A 22,564-nucleotide genomic window follows, 5' to 3' on the forward strand; every position below is an offset into this window, starting at 1 on the left:
CCCTCATGATGACTGCCGTGCGCACCCCGGCCGGGTGTGGTGGTGCCGGGGCGGTGCCGGGGGCCGGTCGTCGAGGGCGTCGAGGTGGCCGGCGAAGCCGTGCGGGGCACGGCCGTGTCGTCGGGCGCTGGTCCGGACCGCGCAGTCGGCGTCGGCCACGACCCGCATGGCACGCCGACGACCGCGCTCGACGAGGTCGTGGTCCTCGCCGTGGCGCAGGTCGGCGAATCCGCCCAGCCGTTCGTAGGCGGTGGCGGCGCAGCCCAGGTTCGCACCGTGGACGTGCCGGTGGCCGGTGCCGGTCAGACCGTGCCGGTACCGGGTCTCGTAGCGTTCCCGGACCAGCGCGGAGCGGGGTGCCCAGTCGGTGACCCGCACCGTCCCGACCAGCAGGTCGGTGCCGGCGCGGGCGTGGCGCAGCTGCCAGCCGCCCCACCGCCGGGGCACCCGGCTGTCCGCGTCGGTGGTGGCGAGCCACAGACCCTGCGGTCCGTGCCGCAGGGCGTGCGCCATGCCGACGGCGCGGGAACGGCCGACGTTGCGCGCCCGTACCGTCAGCACGACGACGCCGAGACGCTCGGCGACGGCGGCCGTGGCGTCCCGACAGTCGTCGGCGACGACGATCACCTCCGAGCGCACCGGCAGGTGACGCAGCGAATCGAGGACCGAGGTCAGACAGCCGGGCAGCAACGCCTCCTCGTCGTGGGCGGGCACCACGACCGCGATCCGGTTCACCACAGGCCGTCGGCCTGGGCGACGGATCTGGCCGGCGGCGGCACCCGGAGGAAGACGTCGAGGAGGAAGTCCGCCTCCTCGTGCCGCACCGTCCGGGTCAGGCCGTCCACACCGGCGAGCAGCCGGTGCACGTCGTCGCCGCCGCGTGCGTGCTCGGCCACCGCCGGCCGCCAGTGCACGGCCACCAGGGTGCCACCGGGTTCGAGCGAGTCCACCGTACGGGCCACCAGCCGGTCCAGTCCGGCGTCGTCGAGGTAGTAGCCCAGCTCGGAGAGGACGATCAGGTCGAAGCGGTCGGTCCCCACGGCCGGCCACTCGTCGGGGACGCGCATCCGTTCCACCCGGACGTGCGGCTGGTCGGACAGGCGACGCCGGGCGCTCGCCACCGGCGCGGCGGCGAGGTCGACCGCCAACAACCGGTCGCAGCGCTGCGCGAGGCGGCGGGTGAGCATGCCGGTCGAGCATCCCGGCTCGAACGCCGACCGGTAGCGGCGGCGGGGCAGACAGGCCACGGTCACCTCGTGCTTTCGCTGGTCGTACCAGCGGGTGGCGAAGCTCCACGGATCCTCGGCCCGGGCGTACATGTCGTCGAAGTACTCGCCGGGGGTGCCGCGTGAGGTCATGACACGAACACCGTTTCGTAGGGGCGCGCGAAGCGTGCGAGAACGTGCGGGGGAAGGATCGGGGCGTCGGCGGGCGTCGGCCCGAGCGGCAGGACCTGGCTACGGAAGGCGTCGACCGCCCTCCGCTTGGCCGACCTGGCCGCCGGGGTCAGGTCGATCCGGCGGGCCCGGTGCCAGGGCACATCGGGGTGGTCCGGCGTGGCCCAGTGCCACGTCCACACCGGGAACTCCAGCAGTGTCGCGCCGGTACGCCGGCAGGCGACCGCGGCCGCCCGACCGACCGCCTCGTGGTCGGGGTGTCCGTCGCCGCACCACGTCGTGACACACCACCGGCCAGGTGTCAGCCGGCTGGTCAACGCGTCGGTGAGCGCCGCTTCGTCGACCGCGCCGTCGGGCTGCCCGAGATGGTCGATGGCCGCGGGGACGACGCCGAGCAGGCCACAGGCGGTGACTGTCTCGGCCCGCCGGATCGCGGCCAGCTCCGCGCGGGAGTGGACCGTGGAATCCGGGTGGGAGGCCTCGCCGTCGGTGACGACCGTGATCTCCACGCCGCCGGTGAGCATCGCGACCAGGCCGCCGACGCCGAGCACCTCGTCGTCGGGGTGCGGGGCGACGACCAGCGGCGGCACCGCCCGCGCCCGGTCGTCCAGCGTGAGTACGGGCCAGTCGGCCGGTGCGGCCCAGGCACGCCAGGTGCCCTCGTCGGTGCCCACGTCGACGATCGGCCTCACCATCCGGGTTCCCCCGCCGCCGCCGCGAGTTCGCCGAGATGGGCCAGGTCCGCCTCGGCGTGGCTCTGCCGTAGGTACACCGTCAGGTCGGCGACCCGCCGGGCGTGGTGGGCGTCCCGGCACAACGGTCCCGCCCCCAACGCCCGGCCGACCCGGTCGACGACGGTGGTGGCCGCCGCCTCGACGGTGGCCCGCACCTGGTGCGCCAGCCGGTCCGCGTCACCGGTGGGGTGCGCGTCGATCTCGGCGGCGGCGGCGAACAGGACGGCGCGGGCGGCGGTGAGGGCCGCGTCGACCGCCCCGAGGTGCGCCATGGCGTGCGGGCCGAGGCCCCGGTGCCGGGCCGCGTCGCGCAGGGCGTCGGCGACCCCGACCGCGCCGCCGTACCAGCACGCCGCCACGCCCAGCCCGCCGTGCCAGAAGCCCGGCCGCGCGGTGTAGCGGCCTGGGCCACCCACGGGTACGGCGGTCACGCCGTCGAAGCTGACGGTCCGGCTGTCGCTGGCGGCCATGCCGACGGCGGGCCAGGTGCCGGCGACCGGGGTGACCCCGGCCGCACCGACCTCGACCGCGAACAGCCGGACACCGTCGGCGGCGGTCGCGGTGACCAGCGCCCGGGACAGCAGACCCGCCCCGGAGCACCAGGGCCGGTCCCCGGTGAGCAGCCACCGGTCGCCGTCCCGGGTCGCGGTGACCGAGGCCGGGGCGGCCGCCCACACGCCCCACGGCTCACGACGCCACCGGGGATCGACCGACACGCCCAGCTCGGCGAGGATCGCCAGGGCGTCGGCGTGCCCCTCCCCCAGCCGGGCCAGCACCAGGTCGGTGCGGCCGAGTTCGACCAGGCGCGACCACCGCTGCGCCGTACGTCCACCGCCGGGCAACGGCAGGTCCAGCCGACCGGCGAGCACGGCCGACCGGAACGCCTCCCCGGGCGGCGTGCCCGCGGTGATCACCGTCGGAGCCTCGTCGCCCGGGGCGCTCCCCCGGGGCGTACCGGGTGAAATCCGTTCCGTTCCGTTCCGTCGCCGACAACGGGCAACCTCTGCTGACGGTCGACCGTCATCGGGCACCTCCCCCAGCGTGACCTGCGGTCTTCGTAGGTCGTCGCCGGAAGATGCCCCCCTGCTGCGGGGCGAAACATGGCACGGCCGCTGGTGCCGGGCGGTGCCGGTGGCCGGGAGTCGAGGAGAGCACGGGGGCTAGTAGTGCTTTGTTAGGTTGTTCCGGTGTGTCGCTTGTAGGGCTCTTTGGGTTGTGTTTGGCTGCCGGGCGTGGACGAGCGAGGACTCACGCGGGTGCGGACGCGGTTGGAGGACTTCGCGGCCGGGCTGTTCGCGGGGTTGCCGCGGTCGGATCAGCGGGGGACCGGGTTGCGGTATCTGCGGGGGCTGATGCTGGACGGTCGGCGCAAATCGATGCAGCCGATGGCGCAGCGCCTCGGGGTGGATCACCAGCAGTTGCAGCAGTTCCTGACCTCGTCGACCTGGGATGTCAGTGATGTGCGGCGGCGGCTGGCGAGGACCGCTATTGACCTGGTGTGCCCGCAGGTGTGGGTGGTGGACGACACCGGTTTCCCCAAGGACGGCAAAGCGTCAGCGTGCGTGGCCCGGCAGTACTCCGGCACCCTCGGTAAGGTCGCGAACTGCCAGATCGCCGTGAGTGTCCACGCCGCGAGTGACACCGCGTCGGCGGTGCTCGACTGGCGGCTGTTCGTGCCTGAGTCCTGGGACGAGACCTGCGTTGCGGACACTGACGGGAAGGTGGCCAACCCGCACGCCCGCAGGCTGCGCCAGCAACCCGTGACCCGTGACCAGGCCGGAGCGAAGAAGCCACACGAGCGCCTACGGCCGCCACCCGCCGAGCAGATCGACCAGATCCTGCGGCGACGGTCAGCCTCAAAGCTGCCTGACGAGCAGCGGTATCGGCCAAAGTGGATGATGGCCCTGGAAATGATCGACGAGCTGGCCGGGTGGGGCCTGCGTCCGCCGTTGCTGACCGCCGACGCCGGCTACGGGCAGGTCGCCGAGTTCCGCCAGGGCTTGACCGAACGCGGCATCGGCTACATCGTGGCGACCACCTCGTCGACCACCGCCCAGTCCGGCGACGCTCAACCCGTCGAGGTCCCCTACGCCGGGGTCGGTATGCACCCGAAACCGAGATACCCACAGCCCGCCCGCAGCCTCAAAGATCTCGCCCTCGCTCACGGCGCCCACCACGCCCGGCAGGTGCGCTGGCGCGACCGGATCGCCACCGCCGATCGTGCCCCCGGCCAGACCTCCCGCGACCTGGCCGGGCACTTCCTCGCCCTACGGGTCCGGCCGGCAGGCCGGGCCATCCAACGTGGACCCCACTGTGGTGACGACGGTGTTCTCCCCGAATGCTGGCTGCTCGTGCAATGGCCACCCGACCAGGACGAACCCACCGACTACTGGCTGTCCGACCTGCCCACCGACACCCTGCTGGCCGAACTGGTCCGCTTGGCCAAGAGCCGCTGGCGCATCGAGCACGACTACCGCGAACTCAAAACCGCCCTCGGCCTCGACCACTTCGAAGGCCGATCCTGGATCGGCTGGCACCGCCACGTCACCCTCACCGCAGCCGCCCAACTGTTCCTCACCCAGTTACGACTCGCAGACCCAAAAGCAACAGGGCAGACCTGAGCCTCTACGCCGTCCTCCGCGAGCTGCAATACCACCTCGCGACCTGGCTCGGATTCTGCCCACTCTGCCACCAACTGGTACCAACCTAACAAAGCACTACTAGTACCAGTCCTCCGCTCGCGCGGAGATCCCGAATCGAACGGAACAGCAGGAAGCACCCGCATGGCCTCGACTCCCGCTCACCCGGGGATCAGCTCACCGAGCCGGTCCAGGGTAAACGTCTCCGACCCGTCCGGCAGGCCCTCGGGCGCCTCGATGCCGACGAAGGTGACCGGCTCGTCCGGCAGCCGGCCGTTCCACGTCGTCACCTCGGCCCGCTCCCGCCACCGGTCGACGAGGTAGGAGACGGTGAGGTACCGCCGCTGCACGAGTGCCCGGACCCGGTCGGACGTGGTGAACGTGTTCCCCTCCACCCGGTTGAACGACGGCTGTCCCCGCAGGTACAGGTGCAGCCACACCGCCTGCCAGCCCCGCCCGCTCCTGGCGAACACCATCGGCAGCGCGACCCGTCCCTGGCCGCGCAGGTGCGAACGCGCCCGCACGGTCCGCGCGTCGAACGGCATGCCGCGCTGGTCCCGCGCCCGGGTCTGGTACCCGAACATCGACTCGGCGACCTCCTCGAACGACTCGCCGGCATAGACGTTGACCTGCGGAACCAGGTAGTGCCCCCGGACCGTCAGGGGCACGTCGATGAACTCGGTCGCACCGTTCTTCGCCTCGGTGACGTCGCCGGAGTGGACCACGCCGTCGTGCCGGTAGTTCGTCCACGACACCTGGCCGGCGCTGTGGAAGTCCTCGTCGAGCAGCAGCAGCGACAGGTCGTGGTCGGTACGGCGACCGGTCTGACGCCAGTAGGTGAAGAAGCGCAGCAGCTCACCGGAGACCGGTGCCCGCGAGCCCCTCGGCATGACCGCGAAGCCGCCCTCGGACGCCTTGCCGGACAGCGGCAGGGCGACGTCGAGCACCTCCGGGTCCACCACCAGCGGTCGTGACGGCTCCGGCAGCCGGGCGCCGATCTCGGCGTCGAGCAGCGACGACAACTCGGCCACCAGCCCGGCCGGCAGCGGAGGCCGCTCGTCGGGACCGACCCACGCGGTACGCGAGCGGCTCGCGTACATCCGGGCCGGGGCCGGCGTCAGCCGGTTGTCGACGTGCTCCCGCAGGGCGAGGAGCACCCGACCCGACGCCGAGCCGAGCGCACCGGTGACCGCCTCGACGACGGTGGCCCGCTCCGCCGCCGACGCCAGCCGCAGCAGCCGGTCGGCCGACCGCAGGAGCAGACCCGGCGCAGCCGACAACACCGACGCGGCCGGGCCGACCGCACCGGCGCGGATCGCCGCCTCCGCACGGCCGGCGAGGTTGCGCACCCGCCGCTCGCCACGGGCGACCCGGAACACCTCCTGGGCGTGCGGCCACTGGGCGTACTCGTGCGGGTGCAGCCGTTCCCCGAGCCGCTTCCAGCGCTCCGCGTAGCGTGCGACGTCACCGAGCTTGTCCGGGTTGGCGGCGACGACCTCGTCCAGCGCGGCCAGCAGCATCCGGCGCTCCGGGCGGCGGAGGGCACGGAACCGCGTGGGTGCCGCGAGCGAGACGTCCCCGCCGGAGACCTGGCAGGCGAGGCGCAGCACGTCGGTCGTCGTGTCCACGCCGACCAGGGGGCGACCGAGGACGAGTCGGATGCCGTTGAGCACGGCGCGGTTCTCCCGTACCGGGATCTCGGCCGGCTGCGTGCCGTCCGCGCAGGCCACCGCCAGCTCGCCGAGGATCTCGAGGTCGGCCTCGCCGTGCGGCGTCGCGCTGCCGGCCAGGGCCAGGTAGAGCCGTTCCGCCTCCACCTCGACGGGGTCACCCAGACGCAGCAGGGTCACCCGGTCACCGGCCGCGGTGACCAGCGTGTCGTGCGCGGCCAACAGCTCCGCGTAGGTGTGCTGGTAGGTGCCGTAGGCCGGCAGGTCGAGCAGGTTCACCCCGCCCGCGACGGCGGCGTCCCGCAGCTCGGCGTCGGTCGCCGTGCCCCCGCCGGTGAGCACGGCTGCCCGCAACCGGTCCGTCCAGAACTCGATGGTGTCCGGCACGTCGTGCGGGAAGCCGATGAAGTACGCGTTGTGCTGGACGTGGTCCCCGACCAGTTCACGCACCGCCGACACGACCGTGGTGGCGAGGTCCATCGCCGGCGCGGGCGCCAGGGCACCGACGTGCTCCAGCAGAGCCCGCGAAGCGGAGAACCCGACGTCGAGCAGTGCCGCGTCCAACTGCCGGGCCACCGGCGTACCGTCACCGGGCGCGGCCGGGTTCGTCGGCACGCGCAGAGTCTTCTGGATGACCAGCTTCTCGATCACGTGCCCCTCCGTTCCGGTCGGTTCCGGCAGCGGGCGGTCCGCGGCCACGGCACAGTGGGTCGCCGGGGACTCGAACCCCGAACCCTCCGATCCAACAGGGAGAAGGAAGCCCACCCATGGCCGCGGGAGCGGATAGCGGACGTGCTACTCAGTCGGATGCTCTAGCCAGTTGAGCTAGCGACCCAGATGTCGATCATCCACCAGCCGGGGCGGCACGGCCACCGGGATTCGCGGTCCCCTCCGGACGTGCCCGGCCAGGGACGTGTCCCGGTCAGACGACGGCCGCGGTGCCCCGCGAGCCCGTCGATCTCCGCAACCGCGCCGCACCGCGCTAGCTAGCAGGCGGTGTCCCGCTCCGGCAGGTGCCCGTGCACCAGGTACGCGGTGACCGCGTCGGTCAGGCAGGCGTTGGCCTGACCACCGAGCAGCGGCACGTGGGTCCGCTTGTCCACGGTGACCAGCTTGGAGCCGGCGATGGCCCGGGTGGTCGCGACCGAGTTGGCCAGCGGCACCGAGGCGTCGCGCAGTGCGGCGACGACGAGCGCCGCCGGCGCCCGGTTGCCGGCGAGCGACGGCGTGTTGTCCCGGCTGACCAGCCAGAAGGCGCAGGGGTTGAGATTGGCGATCGAGGGGCCGAAGACCGGGTAACGGGTGCCGAGGCGGGCCAGGTCCTGGCGGTAGGTCGCCAGGTCGCGCGGCCAGGCGTTGTCGCCGCAGCGGAAGGCCATGTTGACCGCGGTGTGGTTGTCCGCCGGCACGCCCGGGGTGCCGGGCAGGGGGGCCGGGCGCGGGTCCAGGGGGATCGGCGGCGGGGTGTGGGCGAGGATGGCGGCCAGGTCGGTCGCCACCACCGGCCACAGGTACTCGAAGTACGTCGCGATGACCGTCAGGGAGCCGAGTTCGCCGGCGGTCCAGGCGTGGTCCCCGGCCACGATCGGCTCGACCGCCGCCCGGGCGAAGGCCCGGCTCAGGGTCTGCGCGACCTCGGTCGGCGTGGCGCCGAGCCCGAACGCCGCGTTGTTGTCGGCGAGGTAGCCGGTGAAGGCGGCGTAGTTCTCCTCGAAGGCCGGGAGCCGGTCCAGTTCGTAGGGACGCCAGGCGAGGTCGTAGTCGACCGGGCTGTCCAGCACGAACCGGTCCACCCGGCGCGGGAAGAGGGTGCCGTACGCGACGCCGAGCATCGCCGCGTACGAGCCGCCGAGGAAGGACAGCGTCCGCTCGCCGAGGCGGACCCGGATGGTGTCCAGGTCACGGGCGGCCTGGGCGGTCGTGGCGAACGGCAACGCCCAGCCGGCGTGCCGGGCGCAGGCGCGGGCGTACCGACGGGCCTCGGCGGCGGTGTCCCGCAGGGGCTGGTACGTCGCCGTGCGCACCCAGTAGCCGCCCGGCTCCTCCTGCGGCTGGCCACAGGTGATCGGGGTGCTGCGTTCGACGAAACGCATGTCGAACCCGACGATGTCGTACCGGGCGAGCACCGCGGGATCGACGACGGTGGCGAGAGTCAGCGGCTCGGGAACTCCGGCGCCACCCGGGCCGCCACCCGTGGTGACCAGCACACCGCGCCGGAGCGCCGGGTCGGTCGCGGGGAGCCGGGAGATCATGATGTCGATCGTCGGGCCGGTCGGCCGCGCGTGGTCCAGCGGCACCTGGACGGTGGCGCAGCGCAGCCGCGTGTCCGTGACACCCGGGCAGGCCCCCCAGGTGAGGGTCGCCCCGCTGGCCGGCCCGGCCGGGACGACCAGCGTGCTGAGACAAGCCACCAGGACAGCCACCACCGCGCGCATCCACGCCCCCGACCATCGACTCGCGTCCATCTGCTCCGCACACGCTAGGGCGCAGGCCCCCGAGGACGCAACGCGGCTGTCCGAGGCAGTGGCCGTCCCGCGCGTCCGCGGTTCGTCGCCTTCCGGTGGGTCCGGGTCGTACCGGTCGAATCGAGGTGGCCGACGGTTCCGACGCCTGCCAGGCTGCGCGGCATGGACGTTCGTCTCGAACCCTGGTCGGAATCCGCGCTCGACCTCCTGCACCGGATCAACACCGCGCAGATGCGTCGGCACGTCGGCGGCCCCGAGCCGGAGGACCGGCTGCTGGCCCGGCATCGCCGGTACCTCGCCCTGCCGACGACCGGCCGGGGCCGCATGTACGTCGTACTGCGTGGTGACGAGATGGTCGGCAGCATCGCCTACCACCGGCGTGACTGGCACGGCGAGCAGATCTACGAGACCGGCTGGAACGTCCTGCCGCCCCACCAGGGCCGTGGCGTCGCCAGCGCGGCCGGGGCCGCGCTGATCACCATCGTCCGTGGCCTCCCCCACCACGGCGACGCACCCCGCAGCCTGCACGCGTTCCCCGCGGTGGAGAACACCCCCTCCAACGCACTCTGCCGACGCCTGGGTTTCACCCTCCTCGGGCCGTGCGAATTCGAGTACCCGCCGGGCAGCGGTTCCCTGATGCGCAGCAACGACTGGCGCCTCGACCTCGTCGGCCTCGGCCGGGCCGCCGTCGCGCCACGACGCGACCACCGGTGAGCGTCGCCACGATCCCGGTCGATCCCGCCCGATGGCGATCACATCGAGTGCCATCTATCCTGAGGCGATGCTGACGCAAAGAGTGACCACAGCACTACTGACCGCATCGACAGTTCTGTTCGGTGCGGCTCCCATGGCGGGCACCGCCGCGGCCGGCGGGTCCACCGTCGAGACCAGGCAGTTCAGCGGGGAGGGCTCCAGCGGCATGGGGCTGGCCTACTACTACGCATACCAACAGGCCCTGGTCAAAGCGGCCGACGCCGGGTTCGGCGACTGCGTGCTGATCGACAGCTACGAGTCGCCGGGTGGATTCAACGTCTGGGTGCTGCTGGAGTGCACCCGCCAACAGGCTACCGACCGGTGAGCGCCGGGCGACCGGCCCAGCACCCGCGACCAGGACCGGGTTCCCGTTCCTCACCGACACGGGGAAGGACCTGACGGCCGGCGTCGACGTCGACCGGCCACGCCGGCTCGACGCCGATCTCCACCCGTTCGTCGACCGGGCGGTCGCCCATCGTGACCGCTGCCCGGCTCTGGTCCGGTAGTGCCTCGTCACCGTCCGGCGGTCGACGGCAACGGTACGGGCTGATCCCGGGCCATCGGGCGGACGTCACCGGACCCGGCGGCGGATAGGCCGCCTTTGCGGTGATGCGGTTCAATGGGCGGTCAGCTTCTGGTGATCCGGTCGTGGCGGGGTGTGACGGTGAGGTTTCGGGGTCAGCCGTGGTCGCGGTGGTTGATGGCCCTGTCGTCCGTCCTGGTGCTGGTCCTGGTGGCGGTCGTGACGACCGGGGTGGCGCTGGCGGTCAACGCGGCGAGCAGCGACGCACGGCGGTGGCCGTGGGGCCTGCACGTGATCCAGGACCATCCGTTCCCCTCGGTGCTGGTCCTGACGGTCGTCCTCGCGGTGCTGAGCATGATGGTGGTGGCGGTGCAGCGCCAGCGGGACGCGCGGGACACCGACGCTCCCGTGGTGGCTGGTTCCGCGGTGGATGACGGGCCGGCCACGACGGAGGTCGGTCCACCCGGGGGCACCGGAATGGTGGACGCGCCGCTGGGAGAGCTACCGCTCGTCGTGCGGGGCCGCGACGGGGTGATCGACGAGCTCCTGACACCGCCCGCCACCTACCCGCCGCAGATCCGGATCCTGGTCGGGATGGGTGGTCGCGGGAAGACCACGGTGGCACTGGCGGCGGCGCGGGAGGCCCAGGCGTCCGGCTGGCGGGTGTGGTGGGTGTCGGCGGTGGACGGGGCGACGCTGGTGGCCGGCATGTCGGCCGTGGCGCGGGAGGCGGGCGCGTCGGTCGAGGAGGTCACCGGCGCCGACTCGGATCTGGCGTTGGCCGGGGTGGTGTGGGGTCGGCTGAACCGGGTGGCCGACCCCTGGCTGCTGGTCATCGACAATGCCGACGCTCCGGAACTGTTGGCACCGGGCGGCACGAGTGTGGCGGGAGGTGGCGGTTGGCTCAGGTCAGCCGGCACCGGGATCGTCCTGGTGACCACCCGGGTCGCCGACCGGACGGTGTGGGGGCAGCGGGCAGGGTGGTTTCCGCTGGGCGGGTTGGACCAGCGGGCGGCGGCGTTGATGCTGCTCGACCGGATGGGCCGGGCGGACGAGCCGGAGCTGATCGGGGCGGCGACAGCGGTGGCGGACCGGTTGGACCGGCTGCCGTTGGCGGTGCACCTGGCCGGATCGTATCTGGGCTCCGGGATGGCCGCAGTGGGGCTGGAGGGCTACCTGCGCTTGTTGCACGACCGGTCGTTGAGCGTGGTGGACGAGGGTGCGCCCGGGTGGGGGAAGCAGGATCCGCGCCGACTCATCATGTCCACCTGGGAGATCTCCCTGGACGCCCTGGAGCGGCAGGGCCGGACCCGGGCGCGCACCCTGTTGCGCGTGTTGTCGTTCCTGGGCCCCGGCTCGGTGGTGCCGGTGCCCATGCTGGATCCCGCCGTGCTGTCGACGGCGGCGCTGCTCCCCGACGGGGACGAGGGTCGGGCGGAGATGGCGGCCGGGTTGGCGGGCCTGCGGGCGGTGGGTCTCGTCGACGGGGCACCTACCGGGGTGGTCGGCTCGGGTGACGGGCTGACGGTGCATCCCCTGGTGGCCGAGGTCTGCCGGTGGCGGGCCGCGCGGGAGGGGCAACGGTCGTCACTGACGACGGCGGCGGCCGGTCTGGTAGTGGCCGCGAGAGCAGGTCTCGATCTGGCTGATCCTGCCGACTGGGGCGCCTGGCAGGTGATCGCCCCGCACGCGAGAGCGGCGCTCGAGGCGATCACCGAGATCAGCGAAGACGTGGGGGTCGGCGTGGTCGATGTCAACAATGCCGTGACCTACCACTACGCCGTCCGGGGGTCGTATCCGGCAGCCATCGACCAGGGCGAAGCCGTCGTCAGCGCCGCCGCCGCGAGACTGGGTGACGAGCACCCGAGCACGCTGGTGTCGCGGAACAACCTGGCCTACGTCTACCAGGCGGCGGGACGACTGACCGAGGCGATCCCGCTGTACGAGGCCACCCTCACCGCACGGGAACGGCTACAGGGCCACGAACACCCGGACACCCTGATGTCACGGAACAACCTCGCCTACGCCTACTGGGCGGCGGGACGACTGACCGAGGCGATCCCGCTGTACGAGGCCACCCTCACCGCACGGGAACGGCTACTGGGCCACGAACACCCGGACACCCTGATGTCACGGAACAACCTGGCCACCGCCTACGACACAGCGGGACGTCTGACTGAGGCGATCCCGTTGTACGAGGCCACCCTCATCGCGTACGAGCGGGTACTGGGCCACGAACACCCGAACACACTGACGTCACGGAACAACCTCGCCTACGCCTACCAGGCGGCCGGACGACCGACTGAGGCGATCCCGTTGTACGAGGCCACCCTCACCGCACGGGAACGGCTACTGGGCCACGAACACCCGGACACCCTGATCTCACGGAACAACCTCGCCCACGCCTACTGGGCGGCCGGACGACTGGATGAAGCGATGCCGTTGTACGAGGCCACCCTCGTCACGCGCGAACGGGTACTGGGCCACGAACACCCGGACAGCCTGCTCTCACGAAACAACCTCGCCACCGCCTACCAGGTGGCCGGACGACTGACCGAGGCGATCCCGCTGTACGAGGCCACCCTCACCGCACGGGAACGGCTACAGGGCCACGAACACCCGGACACCCTGATCTCACGGAACAACCTCGCCCACGCCTACCAGGCGGCCGGACGACTGGATGAAGCGATGCCGTTGTACGAGGCCACCCTCGTCACGCGCGAACGGGTACTGGGCCACGAACACCCGCACACACTGATCTCACGAAACAACCTCGCCCACGCCTACCAGGCGGTGGGACGACTGACCGAGGCGATCCCGCTGTACGAGGCCACCCTCACCGCACGGGAACAGCTACTGGGCCACGAACACCCGGACACCCTGATCTCACGGAACAACCTCGCTGCGGCTTACCGGCTCCGGGACGACGGGAAGTAGTCCCTGCGGGTGCCCGAGTTCCCCCTCGACGACGAGTGGCGTGGCAGATCGATCATGGAGTTGTGGTGGGCATTTAGCCCCTATACGCAACTTATACGGAGCCCCACAACTCCATGATCGACGCAGCGGAGTCCGCGCCGGGGGGACATCGACCTCGCGTGGCGAGGGTGCGACGGGGTTCAGGTGGTGGCAGGGGCGGCGTCGCGGGCGGGTTGGAACAGTTCGATGAGGTTGCCGGCGGGGTCGGCGAGCAGGATCTACCTGCCGCCGGGTCCACAGACCAGTTCGCTGCGGAACGCCAGGCCGGCGGCCTGGAGCCGGTCGATCTCGGTGTCGAGGTCGTCGACGACGAGGTGGATGCGGTTTCGACCGGGGCCGGTGGCGTCGTGCGGGGTGGCGCGGGCACCGGAGCTGGTGGGTCCGGACAGCAGCAGTCGTAACGGGCCGCGGACCACGTCGGCGAAGGCGGGAGCGGCGCTGGTCTTGAGATGGAAACCGAGGTGGGTGGTGTAGAAGTCGACGGTGGCTTGAACATCGTCGACCAGGTAGCGGACGCTTGCGTACTGCCCGGGCGTGGTCACGGCGTGGTCTCCTGGGGTTCGGTGGCGAGGACGGGCAGCAGATGCCGCACGCGGGTGTCGATGTCGGCGGCGATCCGCAGGAAGGTGGGGTAGTCCTCGCGGGTGCCGGTTGCGGCGGGGTCGGGGATGCTCCAGTGCAGGCGACCGGCCGGGCTGCCGAGGTCAGGACAGACCTCTCGGGCTTTGTCGCAGAGGGTGATGACGTAGTCGAAGCGACGGCCGGCGAGCGTGTCCAGGTGGCGTGGGCGCTGGTCGGTCACGTCGACGCCGAACTGGTCGCGCAGCGCCCGTACGGCATAAGGATGTAGTTGCGGTCGGGGGCGGCTTCCCGCGCTGGTGACCTGGACGTGGCCGGCGGTGTGGCGGCGCAGGTGGGCTTCGGCGACGGGGGAACGAGCGCTGTTGCCCGTGCAGACGAACAGCACGGTGCGCGGCGGCCGCGGGTGGAGCGGCGCTGCCGGTGTGGTGCCGTCCAGCCGCAGAGCCGGGTGCAGGGCGGTGCCGGTGCCGGTCAACGCGTGGATGCAGCTGTCGAGGTCCAGGTGGTAGTAGCTGTCGCGGCCGTCGAAGCTGCTGCGGGTGGAGGTGACCAGGCCACCGTCGCGCAGCAGCCGCAGGTGGTACGAGAGCAGGTTCTGCGGCTGACCCAGGAGGCTGACCAGTTCGCGGACCCGTAGGTCGCTGTGGGCGAGCGCGGTCAGCAGTTGCCAGCGCAGCGGGTGTGCGGCCAGCCGGACGAACGGCGGCGCGGTGTGTCTCGGTGGCCCCATGACCACGAAGATACATCAAACCAGATTAGATCAAGCCTACTTGATAAACGTACCTCCCGCTGCCGTATCGTCAGGCGGTATCGGCAGGCGTAACGCCGCCGGACTCAGCAGGAGGCTGATGGTGAGCGCGACATCCACAGCGGCGCAGGGACGGTTGGCGAGGCGGCTGGGGGTGTTCGACGCCGTGGTCATCGGCCTGGGGTCGATGATCGGTGCGGGCATCTTCGCGGCCCTGGCGCCGGCGGCCGCGGCCGCCGGTCCGGGGCTGCTGCCGGGCATGGCCGTAGCGGCGGTGGTGGCGTACTGCAACGCCACGTCCTCGGCGCGGTTGGCTGCCCGGTATCCGGCGTCCGGCGGCACCTACGTCTACGGCCGGGAGCGGCTCGGCGCGTTCTGGGGCTACCTGGCCGGCTGGGGATTCGTGGTCGGCAAGACCGCCTCCTGCGCGGCGATGGCACTCACCGTCGGGACGTACGCCTGGCCGCAGCAGGCACACGCCGTCGCGGTGGCCGCGGTGGTGGCCCTGACCGCGGTCAACTACGTCGGGGTGCAGAAGTCGGCGTGGCTGACCCGGGCGGTCGTCGCGGTCGTCCTGGCGATCCTGGCCGGCGTGGCCGTGGCCTGCCTGGGCGCACCGTCCGCCGGCCTCGGCCGGCTGTCAGCCGGCGGTGACGTCACCGTCTTCGGCGTGCTGCAAGCGGCCGGGCTGCTGTTCTTCGCCTTCGCCGGCTTCGCCAGGATCGCCACCCTCGGCGAGGAGGTCCGGGATCCGGCCCGCACCATTCCCCGGGCGGTGCCCCTGGCCCTGGGCATCACCCTGGTCGTGTACACGATCGTGGCGGTCGCGGTGCTGGCGGTGCTCGGCGACCGGCTCGCCAGCTCGGCCGCACCGCTGGCGGACGCGGTACGCGCCGCCGGCCGGCCCGAACTCGTCCCGGTGGTACGGGTCGGTGCGGCCGTCGCGGTGCTGGGTTCGCTGCTCGCCCTGATCCTCGGGGTGTCGCGCACGGCCCTGGCGATGGCCCGGGACCGGCACCTGCCCCACGCTCTGGCTGCCGTGCACCCGCGATTCCAGGTGCCGCACCGGGCCGAACTGGCCGTCGGCGCGGTGGTCGCCACGGTCGCCGCCACCGCCGACGTGCGTACGGCAATCGGGTTTTCCTCCTTCGCGGTGCTGGTCTACTACGCGATCGCCAACGCCAGCGCCTGGACGTTGTCGGCCACCGAGGGTCGCCCGCCACGGGTCGTTCCGGTCGTCGGCCTGGCCGGCTGCCTGGCGCTGGCCTTCGCCCTGCCGCCGCACTCGGTGCTGGCCGGCGCTGCGGTGCTGGCCGTAGGTGCCACGGCTTACGGCATCCGTCACCGGTTGACCCGGCGCTGACCTCCGGACCAGGGGGCGGCTGGGTACACCGGCCGTCGGAGGGCCGTCCGGGAACGGCACGGCACCGTGCCGCTACAACCGCGGGAACGTTAGTCGTGGTCGCCGGATCGGCGGTGTTCCCGCCGCTACCCGGCGAAGGTACGCTCCCCAGCGCAAGGAGCCGAGCCGGCTGTGCCCGTCGCTACCGCGGCGGGCGCACGCCGCCGTGCAGCCGCAGCCAGCCGCTGCGTACGGTCGGCGGGGTGCCGGGGAAACGGGCGGCGCCGTCGGCCGGGGCGATGTCGAAGGTGGTGACGCCGACACCGTCCCGTTCGGACCAGGACCAGGTGCCGTCCACCTGCGGAGGGCGGGCGAGCACGATCGCGTCCCCCGCGGCCGAGGGTTGCAGGTCGGTCAGGAGCGGGCCGAAGCGCACGGTCAGCGCCATTGCCGCCATCGCGTCGGCGACCATGCGCTGCGGCAGGGTCAGGGTCGTCACCGGCAGGATGTCGGTGACCAGGTGGACGGGCAGCCGGGGGTCCATCAGCACGATGAGGTCGGTACGCGACGCGTCATCGAACCTGACCGTCGGGAACGAGTCCGGGCCGATCGGCCGGACGTAGTCGGTCATCAGGCCGGCCGGCCGGTAGGCCGCCTGGAAGTGCCCGCCGTCCGGGACGGAAAGGTAGCCGATCAGGCCGTCGCCGCGCAGCGCCGCGTCGCCGACCCGCACTCCGAAGGCGTGGGCGGACACCGGCGACGGGACCGGGTCGAAGGTGTGCGGCCACTGCGGGTCGGTGCGCGGCGGCCGGGCCGACCTGCCGTGCAGCGTGGCACAGACCAGGGCGAGCGGGCGGCCGGCCAGGGCCGCCAGGTAGGTCTCGTCGCCGCCGCCGGGCGGATCGATGGTCCACAGCGTGGCATCGACGGTGCGCAGCAGGTCGGCGAAGGCCGCCGGGCCGGCGACGGTCAGGCCGCGCAGGAAGCCGGCCAGCACCGGGAAGTTCCCGGTGAGCAGGTCGAGGGTGGGGCAGGCCGAGCCCGGCGCGGGCAGCCACGAGACCTGCGGCCCGGTCAGGCCGGCCGTCTCGGTCAGCTCGCCCAGGGCGGTGCCGTCCGGGGCGTAGCAGGCCAGGGCCTCGTCGAGCGGGCTGGGCACGATCCAGGCGCACACCACGTCGGCGGCGGCCGGGGCGTCCCCGCCCGGTCGGTCCGGTTCACCGGGTCCGCCCGGTGCGAAGCCGACGTCGAGCCGCGCCGGCTCCAGCAGCCGCGGCGGCAGCTGGATGAAGGTCGCCACCCCGGTGGTGATCGGCTGCCGCGGCACCAGCCCCTGCGCGATGGTCGGGGTGAGTGCGCCAGCGAGACCGATGTCGTATACGTCGATGCTCTGCCCGAACCGGTCGACCACCCTGACCTGCGCGAAGGCGAACTGGCCGGCGCGCAGGGCCTGGAACCCGCCGGGCTCGGGCGGGCCGTGGGTCACCGGCCCGTCGACCATCGGCATCGCGACAGCGCCACCGCCGATCAGCTCGGCGATACTCAGGCCGGTCACCGGGTCCACGTCGGCGGCGTCCGGGGTGCGCAGGCTCGCCGGATCCCGCAGGGCCAACTGCTCGTTGAAGCCGCTCAGGGCCTGGGACAGCAGGTCCCACGCGTCCACGGAGGCGGCAAAGGACGACAGCGCGGTCCGGGTGGGCTCCGGCAGCGTGGTCAGGTAGGTGTCCAGGCGGGCCTTGAAGGTGGCCGAAGGCTGCGGTGTCAACAGACTGCGGCCGCTGATGCTGAACGGGTGCCCGGGAAGCTGCCCGGGTCGGGGTCCGGGATACGTCCAGGTGGTGCGCCAGCTCGCGTCGTACGAGGTCCCGTCGAAGGTCCACAGGGTGTCCAGCGGCAGGGGGTAGTAGGTCGCCTGCCATTCCAGGAACAGTGGCGCCCAGGGCTGCGACCAGCGCTGCGGCAGGATCGCCGGCAGTGTCCCGGTCACGCCGGAGCCGGCCGCCATGAGCTGCTCGGCGGCGGTGGTCAGCTCGGCCGTCGCCCAGGGCAGCCCCACCCGCTCGGCGGCGATGGCGGCGACCTCGGCGGCGTGGGCCGGGTCGAGGAGGTACGCCTCCGTCTGGAGGGCGACGAACGCCGCGGCCACCGGAACCCCGCCGTGCTGGTCGGTGAGGGGCACGATCCCCGGCGCGTCCGCGACGTCGCTCGCGTGCACCGGGATCCGTACTCCGGGTGGCGGGGTCGGGCCGGGCACCGAGCCGTCCGGCAGCCGGCCGTCCGGTCCGACCAGCCCGGCCAGCGGCAGGGTCAGCGCGCTGACCAGCTGGTCGGCGAAGCGGCACGGCAGCAGCCCGTCCGCGCCGGTGCCGAGATTCTCGTCGAACGTGCCCGCCCGTACGCCCGCGATCACCACCACCGGGTCGGCCGCGCTGCGGAACGACGGCAGGTCGGCGCGCTTGAGCACGGTGCGCGGAGGCAGTGGGTGCCGCGCGGTGTAGGCGTCCGTCGCGGCCGCCAGCTCCTGTTGCGAGGTGCCCCACGGCACGTCCGCCCGGGCGCGTTCGACCTCCCGGCGCAGCGCCGCGACGCGGCCGGCCAGGCTCTCCGGTCGGCCAGGGTCGAGCTCTGCGGCGAACCGGTCGTCGGTCAGGCCCTCGGGACGGTAGGACAGGGCGTTGCACCGGCCGCGTTTCCACCACAGCTCGTACAGTTCGCGTTGCAGCGCGGCCAGCCGGCGGGCGGCGAGATCGTAGCGGGCCTGCGCCCGGTTCAGCTCGGCGAGCCAGTCCGGGTCGGCGGTGCCTGGCTCGGCCGGCGGCCCGTCGCCGTCGGGCTGCGCCGCGACCACCTGCCACACCGATCCGCCGGGGCGTGCCGTGAACCAGGCGTCGTGGATGCGGGTGGCGAGCAGCGCCGGGCCGTCCGGATCGTCGAGGGTGTGCAGCAGGTCGTACTGGAAGGCTTCGAGCAGATCCGGGTCGAGTCCGGCGTCGGGCTGCCGGGCGGCCCGGTCGCGGACGAGGGCGGACACGGCGTCGACGGAGGTGTTGCCGACGGCCATCGCGGCCGGGACCGGGCGCGGCGCGGCGAACGTCCGCGAGTAGGTCAGGGCGCGGATCGCGCCGTGGCAGACGGTCGTGCCGACGACGCGCCCGGCCGGATCCGGGCCGGCGGACCAGCCCAGCTCGGCCAGCCGGGCGGCGAGGCCGGCGGGCTGGCGTGCCGGGGCCAGTACGTCCGACGCGGGGTCGGCGTACCAGCCGACGACCACATAGGACAGCGTGGACCCGTCCTCGACGTCGTCCGCCGGATCGTGCAGCGAGAAAACCCCGACGGCGTGCGGCTGATAGGCGGCGAACGTGATGTTGCCGGGTCCGACCGCGGTCAGGAACGGCGCCGGACGCTCGGCCGGCTCGCGCCAGCCGGCCAGGGGCAGCACCCGGCCGATCCGGGTCGGCGTCGGCGTCCGGGCCGTCGGGTCGAGGTACGGCGAGGCCCCGTCCGGACCGAGGTGGTCGCTCTCGACGACCCACCCTCGGCTCCGGACCCGGTCGCCGGGTGCCCGATCCGCGCGCGTCGCGCTGCGGACGACTAGCCAGCGGTTCGGCGCCAGCGGATACGCCGTCGTGCCGTCCGCCGCGTCGTGGTGCCCGGTGCGCAGCGCGGTGGGCAGGACCCACTGCAGGTGCACTCCGTCGCTGTCGGCGTCACCGGCCCAGTCCAGCCGGGGCTCGGCGAACGCGTCGGGTTCGGGCGAGCCGAAGCCGGGGAGCCGGGTGTAGTCCATCTGCCACCGCCGGAAGCCCTGAGCGCGCACGCCTGGGTTGACCTGGAGGGCTTGCAGCTGGATCGGGACCAGCAGGGTGGTGTCCACCGGGCTCACGTCTCTCTCGGCACTGGGGCGGTGTGGTGGAAGGTGAGCTGATGCGCCGAGGCGAGGAGTTCGGTGGCGAACAGGGCGGAGCCCATCGGTACCGCAGTGCCGGGCAGCAGTTCCCCCAGCCGGGCCTGCAGGGCGTCAGCGAGATCCCGCACCCGCAGCACCGACGGATCACCCGGGCGGGTGAAGGCGGCGTGCAGGCTGGGCTGACCGGCGGCCGGGAACCGGGCGTTCAGCTGGGTGCCGTCGGGCCGGCGCAGAACCAGCCCGCCACCCTCGCCGCCACCGCCACCGCCACCGTCGCCACCGTCGAAGCCGAAGTGCAGTCCGTGCCAGGGTTCGGTCAGCGTCACCGTGTCCGGCACGCTGTCGAAGAGCGCCAGCAGCACGGTGTCGGAGAGCCGGTCCAGCCGCAGCAGCGGCACCCGCCGGCCGCCGGCGCTGGCCTCGACGGTCAGGCCGGGCCAGCCGGCGACCACGGCCGAGCGCAGCAGCAGTCCCGTACGCTGCGGTGACAGGGGAATGGCGTCGGGTCCGGGGTCGGGACGGTCCGGCCTGCCGGGGATGTCCGGCAGGCCCCCCGAGCCCGGCGGCCCCTGCGGTGTGGTCGGGGTGGGGGGCGTGGACGGGGTGGCCAGGCCGGCCGCCGTGGAGGCACCGGTCCCGGCGGCCTCAGCCCCGCCGGTGGGTACCGCCAGGTCCGGCCGGTTGCGGTGGTCCGCGCGTACCGCACCCACCTTCGCCGCGACGACCTCGACCAGCGGCCGGCTCATCGCCTGGTGCAGCTCCAGGTCGCGGCTGCCTTCGACGCCGATGCTCAGCGCACCGTCGATCAGGGCCGCGATCCAGCCGCTGTCGAGGTAGAAGAACCGCACCGACTCGACCGGCAGCATGCGCTCGTCCGGGATCAGGTGCCGGAACGGGATCTGGTGCAGCAGTGCCAGTTCGGCCAGCCAACCGGTGGCCGGGTCGGCGGCCGGGCCGCGCGCGTGGTCGGCGAGCAGGTCCTGGACGTCGGTGCGGGAGAGCAGGTACCGCAGCTGCTCGACCGGGTCGAGCCCGTCCCGGCCGGGCCAGCCGGGTCGGCCGGGGATGAAGCCGGTCGGCAGGTCCGGATCGGAAGGTCGCGGCGGGACCGGCGGCTCGACCTGCCCGACCGGCTCGACCTGCCCGGCCGGCTCGACCGGCCCGACTGCCTCGGCCGAAGACAGGTATGCCGCATCGACGCCCTCGTCGAAGCCACCACCGCCGAGGTACAGCGCCGACGGTGGTGGCAGCAGGCCCGCGATGACCGCTGCGGCGGCGGTGCCCGGCGACACCGCCGTCGGCGGGCTCGGCGGCGCGGGCGGGCTCGGCGGCGCGGGCGGGCTCGGCGGCGCGGGCGGGCTCGGCGGTGCGGGCGGGCTCGGCGGTGCCGGTGGGCCGGTGAATGCCGAGGTCAGCTGGTCGCCCATGCCACCGGCCAGCAGTTCCCCGAACGCGTGGCGGCTGCGGACGGCGAGCAGGTCGGCGGCGCTCACCTCCGGACCGGGCGGCGGCGCGGGAGCAGGCGGCACCGGCCTGAGGTTGGCGAACAGCGGCGAGCCCGCCCGGGCCTGGAGCTTGGTCACGATCTGGAACGCCGAACGGCGGGCGTTGACCATCGCCACGGCGAAGCCACGGTCGGCCAGCGCCGCGAGCCGGCCGGCCTCGAACGCCACCGCGTAGGAGACGTCGAAGACGCCGTCGGACTGCGCGTAGACGGTCACCTCGGAGGCGGTCGCGTAGTGCGGGGTGCCGTCGGTCGGGCCGGGCAGCGGCTGTGCCGGGTACGGCGTGAACGGCCCCCGGTACCAGGCGAAGGTCTGCTCGCCGGTGGGCAGCCGGTAGTCCAGCGCCGCGAAGCCCTGCCGGAGCCGGGTCAGCGCCGCGGACGGCGGTGCGGACGGCGGCACCGGGATCCGCGGCAGGAGCGCCTCGGGCCCGGCGGACGCGGCAGGGGTCAGACCGGCCAGCAGCCGGCCGATGTCACCGCCGCCGGCCGGGTTCGACGTGAACGACCACGACGCGAGCACCGCCAGCCGCAGCCGGACGTCCCCACCGTCCCCACCGTCCGCCGGGGTGCCGCCACCACCCGGCAGGTCGGCGGCGAGGCCTTCGAGCGAGACCAGGCAGGCGAGGTGGGCCGAACCGGTGCCGCCGTAGCCCGGCGGCGGGGTGGGTCGGCGGTTGGCGACGACGACGGCGTGCCAGCCGTCCCGGTCCGCCTGCCCGGCCGCGCGGGACGCGGTGTCCGTGCGCCGTACGTGTGCCAGCAGCCGCGCCTCACCGGCGGCCGGTGCGATGGCGGTGAACAGCCGCCGGTGCAGGCTCAGGCTGGTCATCTCCGTCGCGAGGACCTGTGCCGGCAGCGTGTCGGCGGCGATGGCCGGCGGACGTTCGTGGGGGTCGGAGGCGTCCAGGAACTGCGCGACGGTCCCCGTGTGCAGCGCCGGGCCGGGCGGCAACTCGTCGGCGCGCAGCACCAGCAGCGCCAGCCAGGGCTCGGCACTGTCGCCCGGGTCGACGCCGAGGTGCCGTTCCCAGGGCAGGGTGCGCCGGTTGAGGACGATCGAGGGCAGGGTGGCGCCGAAGTCGCCGGAGCTGTTCGCCGGTGGGTACACCTCGCCGACGTCGCCCGCGTCGAGCACGAAGCGCGGGGCGTCGACGGTGAACGTCTGGGTGCGCGGCCCGAAGTACGCTCCGGTGTCCACGCCGTCGATACTCTGCACGGCGGACAGCTCGTAGGTCCCCGCGTCCAGCCCTGGGCGGTACCCGTCGTAGAACTGCACGGAGCCCGGCGGCAGCGGCTCGCTCATCGACGTTCCTCTCTCACA

15 protein-coding genes and 1 tRNA gene are annotated in these 22,564 nt (G+C 73.3%); 5 read left to right on the plus strand and 11 right to left on the minus strand.

The window, feature by feature from the left end; all coding sequences use genetic code 11:
* Nucleotides 1–3 precede the first annotated feature (3 nt).
* Genes O7612_RS19045 through O7612_RS19060 form a run of 4 tightly spaced genes read right to left on the minus strand, consistent with a single transcriptional unit; the run spans nucleotide 4 to nucleotide 3,045 of the window.
* The gene (locus O7612_RS19045; RefSeq protein WP_282266132.1) at nucleotides 4–735 is read right to left on the minus strand and encodes a glycosyltransferase; all 732 of its coding nucleotides are present in this window, start codon (nucleotides 733–735) and stop codon (nucleotides 4–6) included.
* Nucleotides 732–1,358, minus strand: coding sequence for an SAM-dependent methyltransferase (locus tag O7612_RS19050; protein WP_282266134.1), 627 nt, complete (start codon nucleotides 1,356–1,358; stop codon nucleotides 732–734). The genes O7612_RS19045 and O7612_RS19050 overlap by 4 nt, the downstream gene beginning before the upstream one ends.
* On the minus strand, nucleotides 1,355–2,092 hold the full coding sequence (locus O7612_RS19055; RefSeq protein ID WP_282266136.1) for a PIG-L family deacetylase: 738 nt from the start codon (nucleotides 2,090–2,092) through the stop codon (nucleotides 1,355–1,357). The genes O7612_RS19050 and O7612_RS19055 overlap by 4 nt, the downstream gene beginning before the upstream one ends.
* Nucleotides 2,086–3,045, minus strand: coding sequence for an acyl-CoA dehydrogenase (locus tag O7612_RS19060; protein WP_282266138.1), 960 nt, complete (start codon nucleotides 3,043–3,045; stop codon nucleotides 2,086–2,088). Before O7612_RS19060 ends, O7612_RS19055 begins: the two co-directional genes overlap by 7 nt.
* A 318-nt stretch (nucleotides 3,046–3,363) precedes the next feature.
* Here O7612_RS19060 and O7612_RS19065 point away from each other — a divergent pair, with 318 nt between their 5' ends.
* Nucleotides 3,364–4,752: a transposase gene (locus tag O7612_RS19065; protein WP_282266140.1), complete on the plus strand. Its 1,389-nt coding sequence runs from the start codon at nucleotides 3,364–3,366 to the stop codon at nucleotides 4,750–4,752.
* 179 nt (nucleotides 4,753–4,931) lie between these two features.
* Here the strand turns inward: O7612_RS19065 and O7612_RS19070 are convergent, their stop codons facing one another.
* The 3 genes from O7612_RS19070 to O7612_RS19080 form a co-directional block, all read right to left on the minus strand.
* On the minus strand, nucleotides 4,932–7,091 hold the full coding sequence (locus O7612_RS19070; protein ID WP_282266142.1) for a hypothetical protein: 2,160 nt from the start codon (nucleotides 7,089–7,091) through the stop codon (nucleotides 4,932–4,934).
* A 55-nt stretch (nucleotides 7,092–7,146) separates the two neighbouring features.
* A tRNA-OTHER gene (locus O7612_RS19075) sits at nucleotides 7,147–7,275 on the minus strand.
* A 151-nt stretch (nucleotides 7,276–7,426) separates the two neighbouring features.
* Nucleotides 7,427–8,905, minus strand: a complete 1,479-nt coding sequence (locus O7612_RS19080) for an alpha/beta fold hydrolase (protein ID WP_282266144.1) — start codon at nucleotides 8,903–8,905, stop codon at nucleotides 7,427–7,429.
* 162 nt (nucleotides 8,906–9,067) lie between these two features.
* Here O7612_RS19080 and O7612_RS19085 point away from each other — a divergent pair, with 162 nt between their 5' ends.
* From O7612_RS19085 to O7612_RS19095, 3 genes are all read left to right on the plus strand, one after another.
* Nucleotides 9,068–9,619 carry a GNAT family N-acetyltransferase gene (locus O7612_RS19085; RefSeq protein WP_282266146.1) on the plus strand — a complete coding sequence of 184 codons (552 nt, stop codon included), beginning with the start codon at nucleotides 9,068–9,070 and terminating at the stop codon, nucleotides 9,617–9,619.
* Between the two features lie 133 nt (nucleotides 9,620–9,752).
* Nucleotides 9,753–9,983 (plus strand): hypothetical protein, encoded by a 231-nt coding sequence (locus O7612_RS19090; RefSeq protein ID WP_282266148.1) that lies wholly within the window; start codon nucleotides 9,753–9,755, stop codon nucleotides 9,981–9,983.
* A gap of 375 nt (nucleotides 9,984–10,358) precedes the next feature.
* Entirely contained in the window at nucleotides 10,359–13,118 is a 2,760-nt protein-coding gene (locus O7612_RS19095; protein WP_282266149.1) for a tetratricopeptide repeat protein, read from the plus strand.
* A gap of 257 nt (nucleotides 13,119–13,375) precedes the next feature.
* Here O7612_RS19095 and O7612_RS19100 read toward each other — a convergent pair whose 3' ends face one another.
* Together O7612_RS19100 and O7612_RS19105 are read right to left on the minus strand one after the other, a co-directional pair.
* The gene (locus tag O7612_RS19100; RefSeq protein WP_282266151.1) at nucleotides 13,376–13,699 is read right to left on the minus strand and encodes a VOC family protein; all 324 of its coding nucleotides are present in this window, start codon (nucleotides 13,697–13,699) and stop codon (nucleotides 13,376–13,378) included.
* Complete coding sequence (locus O7612_RS19105; RefSeq protein WP_282266153.1) at nucleotides 13,696–14,469, minus strand: ArsR family transcriptional regulator; 774 nt, start codon at nucleotides 14,467–14,469, stop codon at nucleotides 13,696–13,698. Before O7612_RS19105 ends, O7612_RS19100 begins: the two co-directional genes overlap by 4 nt.
* A gap of 118 nt (nucleotides 14,470–14,587) precedes the next feature.
* Here O7612_RS19105 and O7612_RS19110 point away from each other — a divergent pair, with 118 nt between their 5' ends.
* Complete coding sequence (locus O7612_RS19110) at nucleotides 14,588–15,850, plus strand: APC family permease (protein ID WP_282266155.1); 1,263 nt, start codon at nucleotides 14,588–14,590, stop codon at nucleotides 15,848–15,850.
* A 181-nt stretch (nucleotides 15,851–16,031) separates the two neighbouring features.
* On the opposite strand, the gene O7612_RS19115 is transcribed toward O7612_RS19110, so the two are convergent.
* The gene (locus tag O7612_RS19115; RefSeq protein ID WP_282266157.1) at nucleotides 16,032–19,703 is read right to left on the minus strand and encodes a hypothetical protein; all 3,672 of its coding nucleotides are present in this window, start codon (nucleotides 19,701–19,703) and stop codon (nucleotides 16,032–16,034) included.
* A gap of 5 nt (nucleotides 19,704–19,708) precedes the next feature.
* Entirely contained in the window at nucleotides 19,709–22,546 is a 2,838-nt protein-coding gene (locus O7612_RS19120) for a hypothetical protein (protein WP_282266159.1), read from the minus strand.
* Nucleotides 22,547–22,564: the final 18 nt, after the last annotated feature.

Source organism: Micromonospora sp. WMMD987 (genome assembly GCF_029581435.1).
GTDB classification, from domain to species: domain Bacteria; phylum Actinomycetota; class Actinomycetes; order Mycobacteriales; family Micromonosporaceae; genus Micromonospora; species Micromonospora rifamycinica.

Bases quoted from the DNA above. Each gene is read 5' to 3' on its own strand.
- O7612_RS19080 (WP_282266144.1), bottom strand. From the start codon at position 8,905: ATGGACGCGAGTCGATGGTCGGGGGCGTGGATGCGCGCGGTGGTGGCT.
- O7612_RS19090 (WP_282266148.1), top strand. From the start codon at position 9,753: ATGGCGGGCACCGCCGCGGCCGGCGGGTCCACCGTCGAGACCAGGCAG.
- O7612_RS19110 (WP_282266155.1), top strand. From the start codon at position 14,588: ATGGTGAGCGCGACATCCACAGCGGCGCAGGGACGGTTGGCGAGGCGG.
- O7612_RS19120 (WP_282266159.1), bottom strand. From the start codon at position 22,546: ATGAGCGAGCCGCTGCCGCCGGGCTCCGTGCAGTTCTACGACGGGTAC.
- O7612_RS19095 (WP_282266149.1), top strand. From the start codon at position 10,359: ATGGCCCTGTCGTCCGTCCTGGTGCTGGTCCTGGTGGCGGTCGTGACG.
- O7612_RS19050 (WP_282266134.1), bottom strand. From the start codon at position 1,358: ATGACCTCACGCGGCACCCCCGGCGAGTACTTCGACGACATGTACGCC.
- O7612_RS19105 (WP_282266153.1), bottom strand. From the start codon at position 14,469: ATGGGGCCACCGAGACACACCGCGCCGCCGTTCGTCCGGCTGGCCGCA.
- O7612_RS19085 (WP_282266146.1), top strand. From the start codon at position 9,068: ATGGACGTTCGTCTCGAACCCTGGTCGGAATCCGCGCTCGACCTCCTG.
- O7612_RS19055 (WP_282266136.1), bottom strand. From the start codon at position 2,092: ATGGTGAGGCCGATCGTCGACGTGGGCACCGACGAGGGCACCTGGCGT.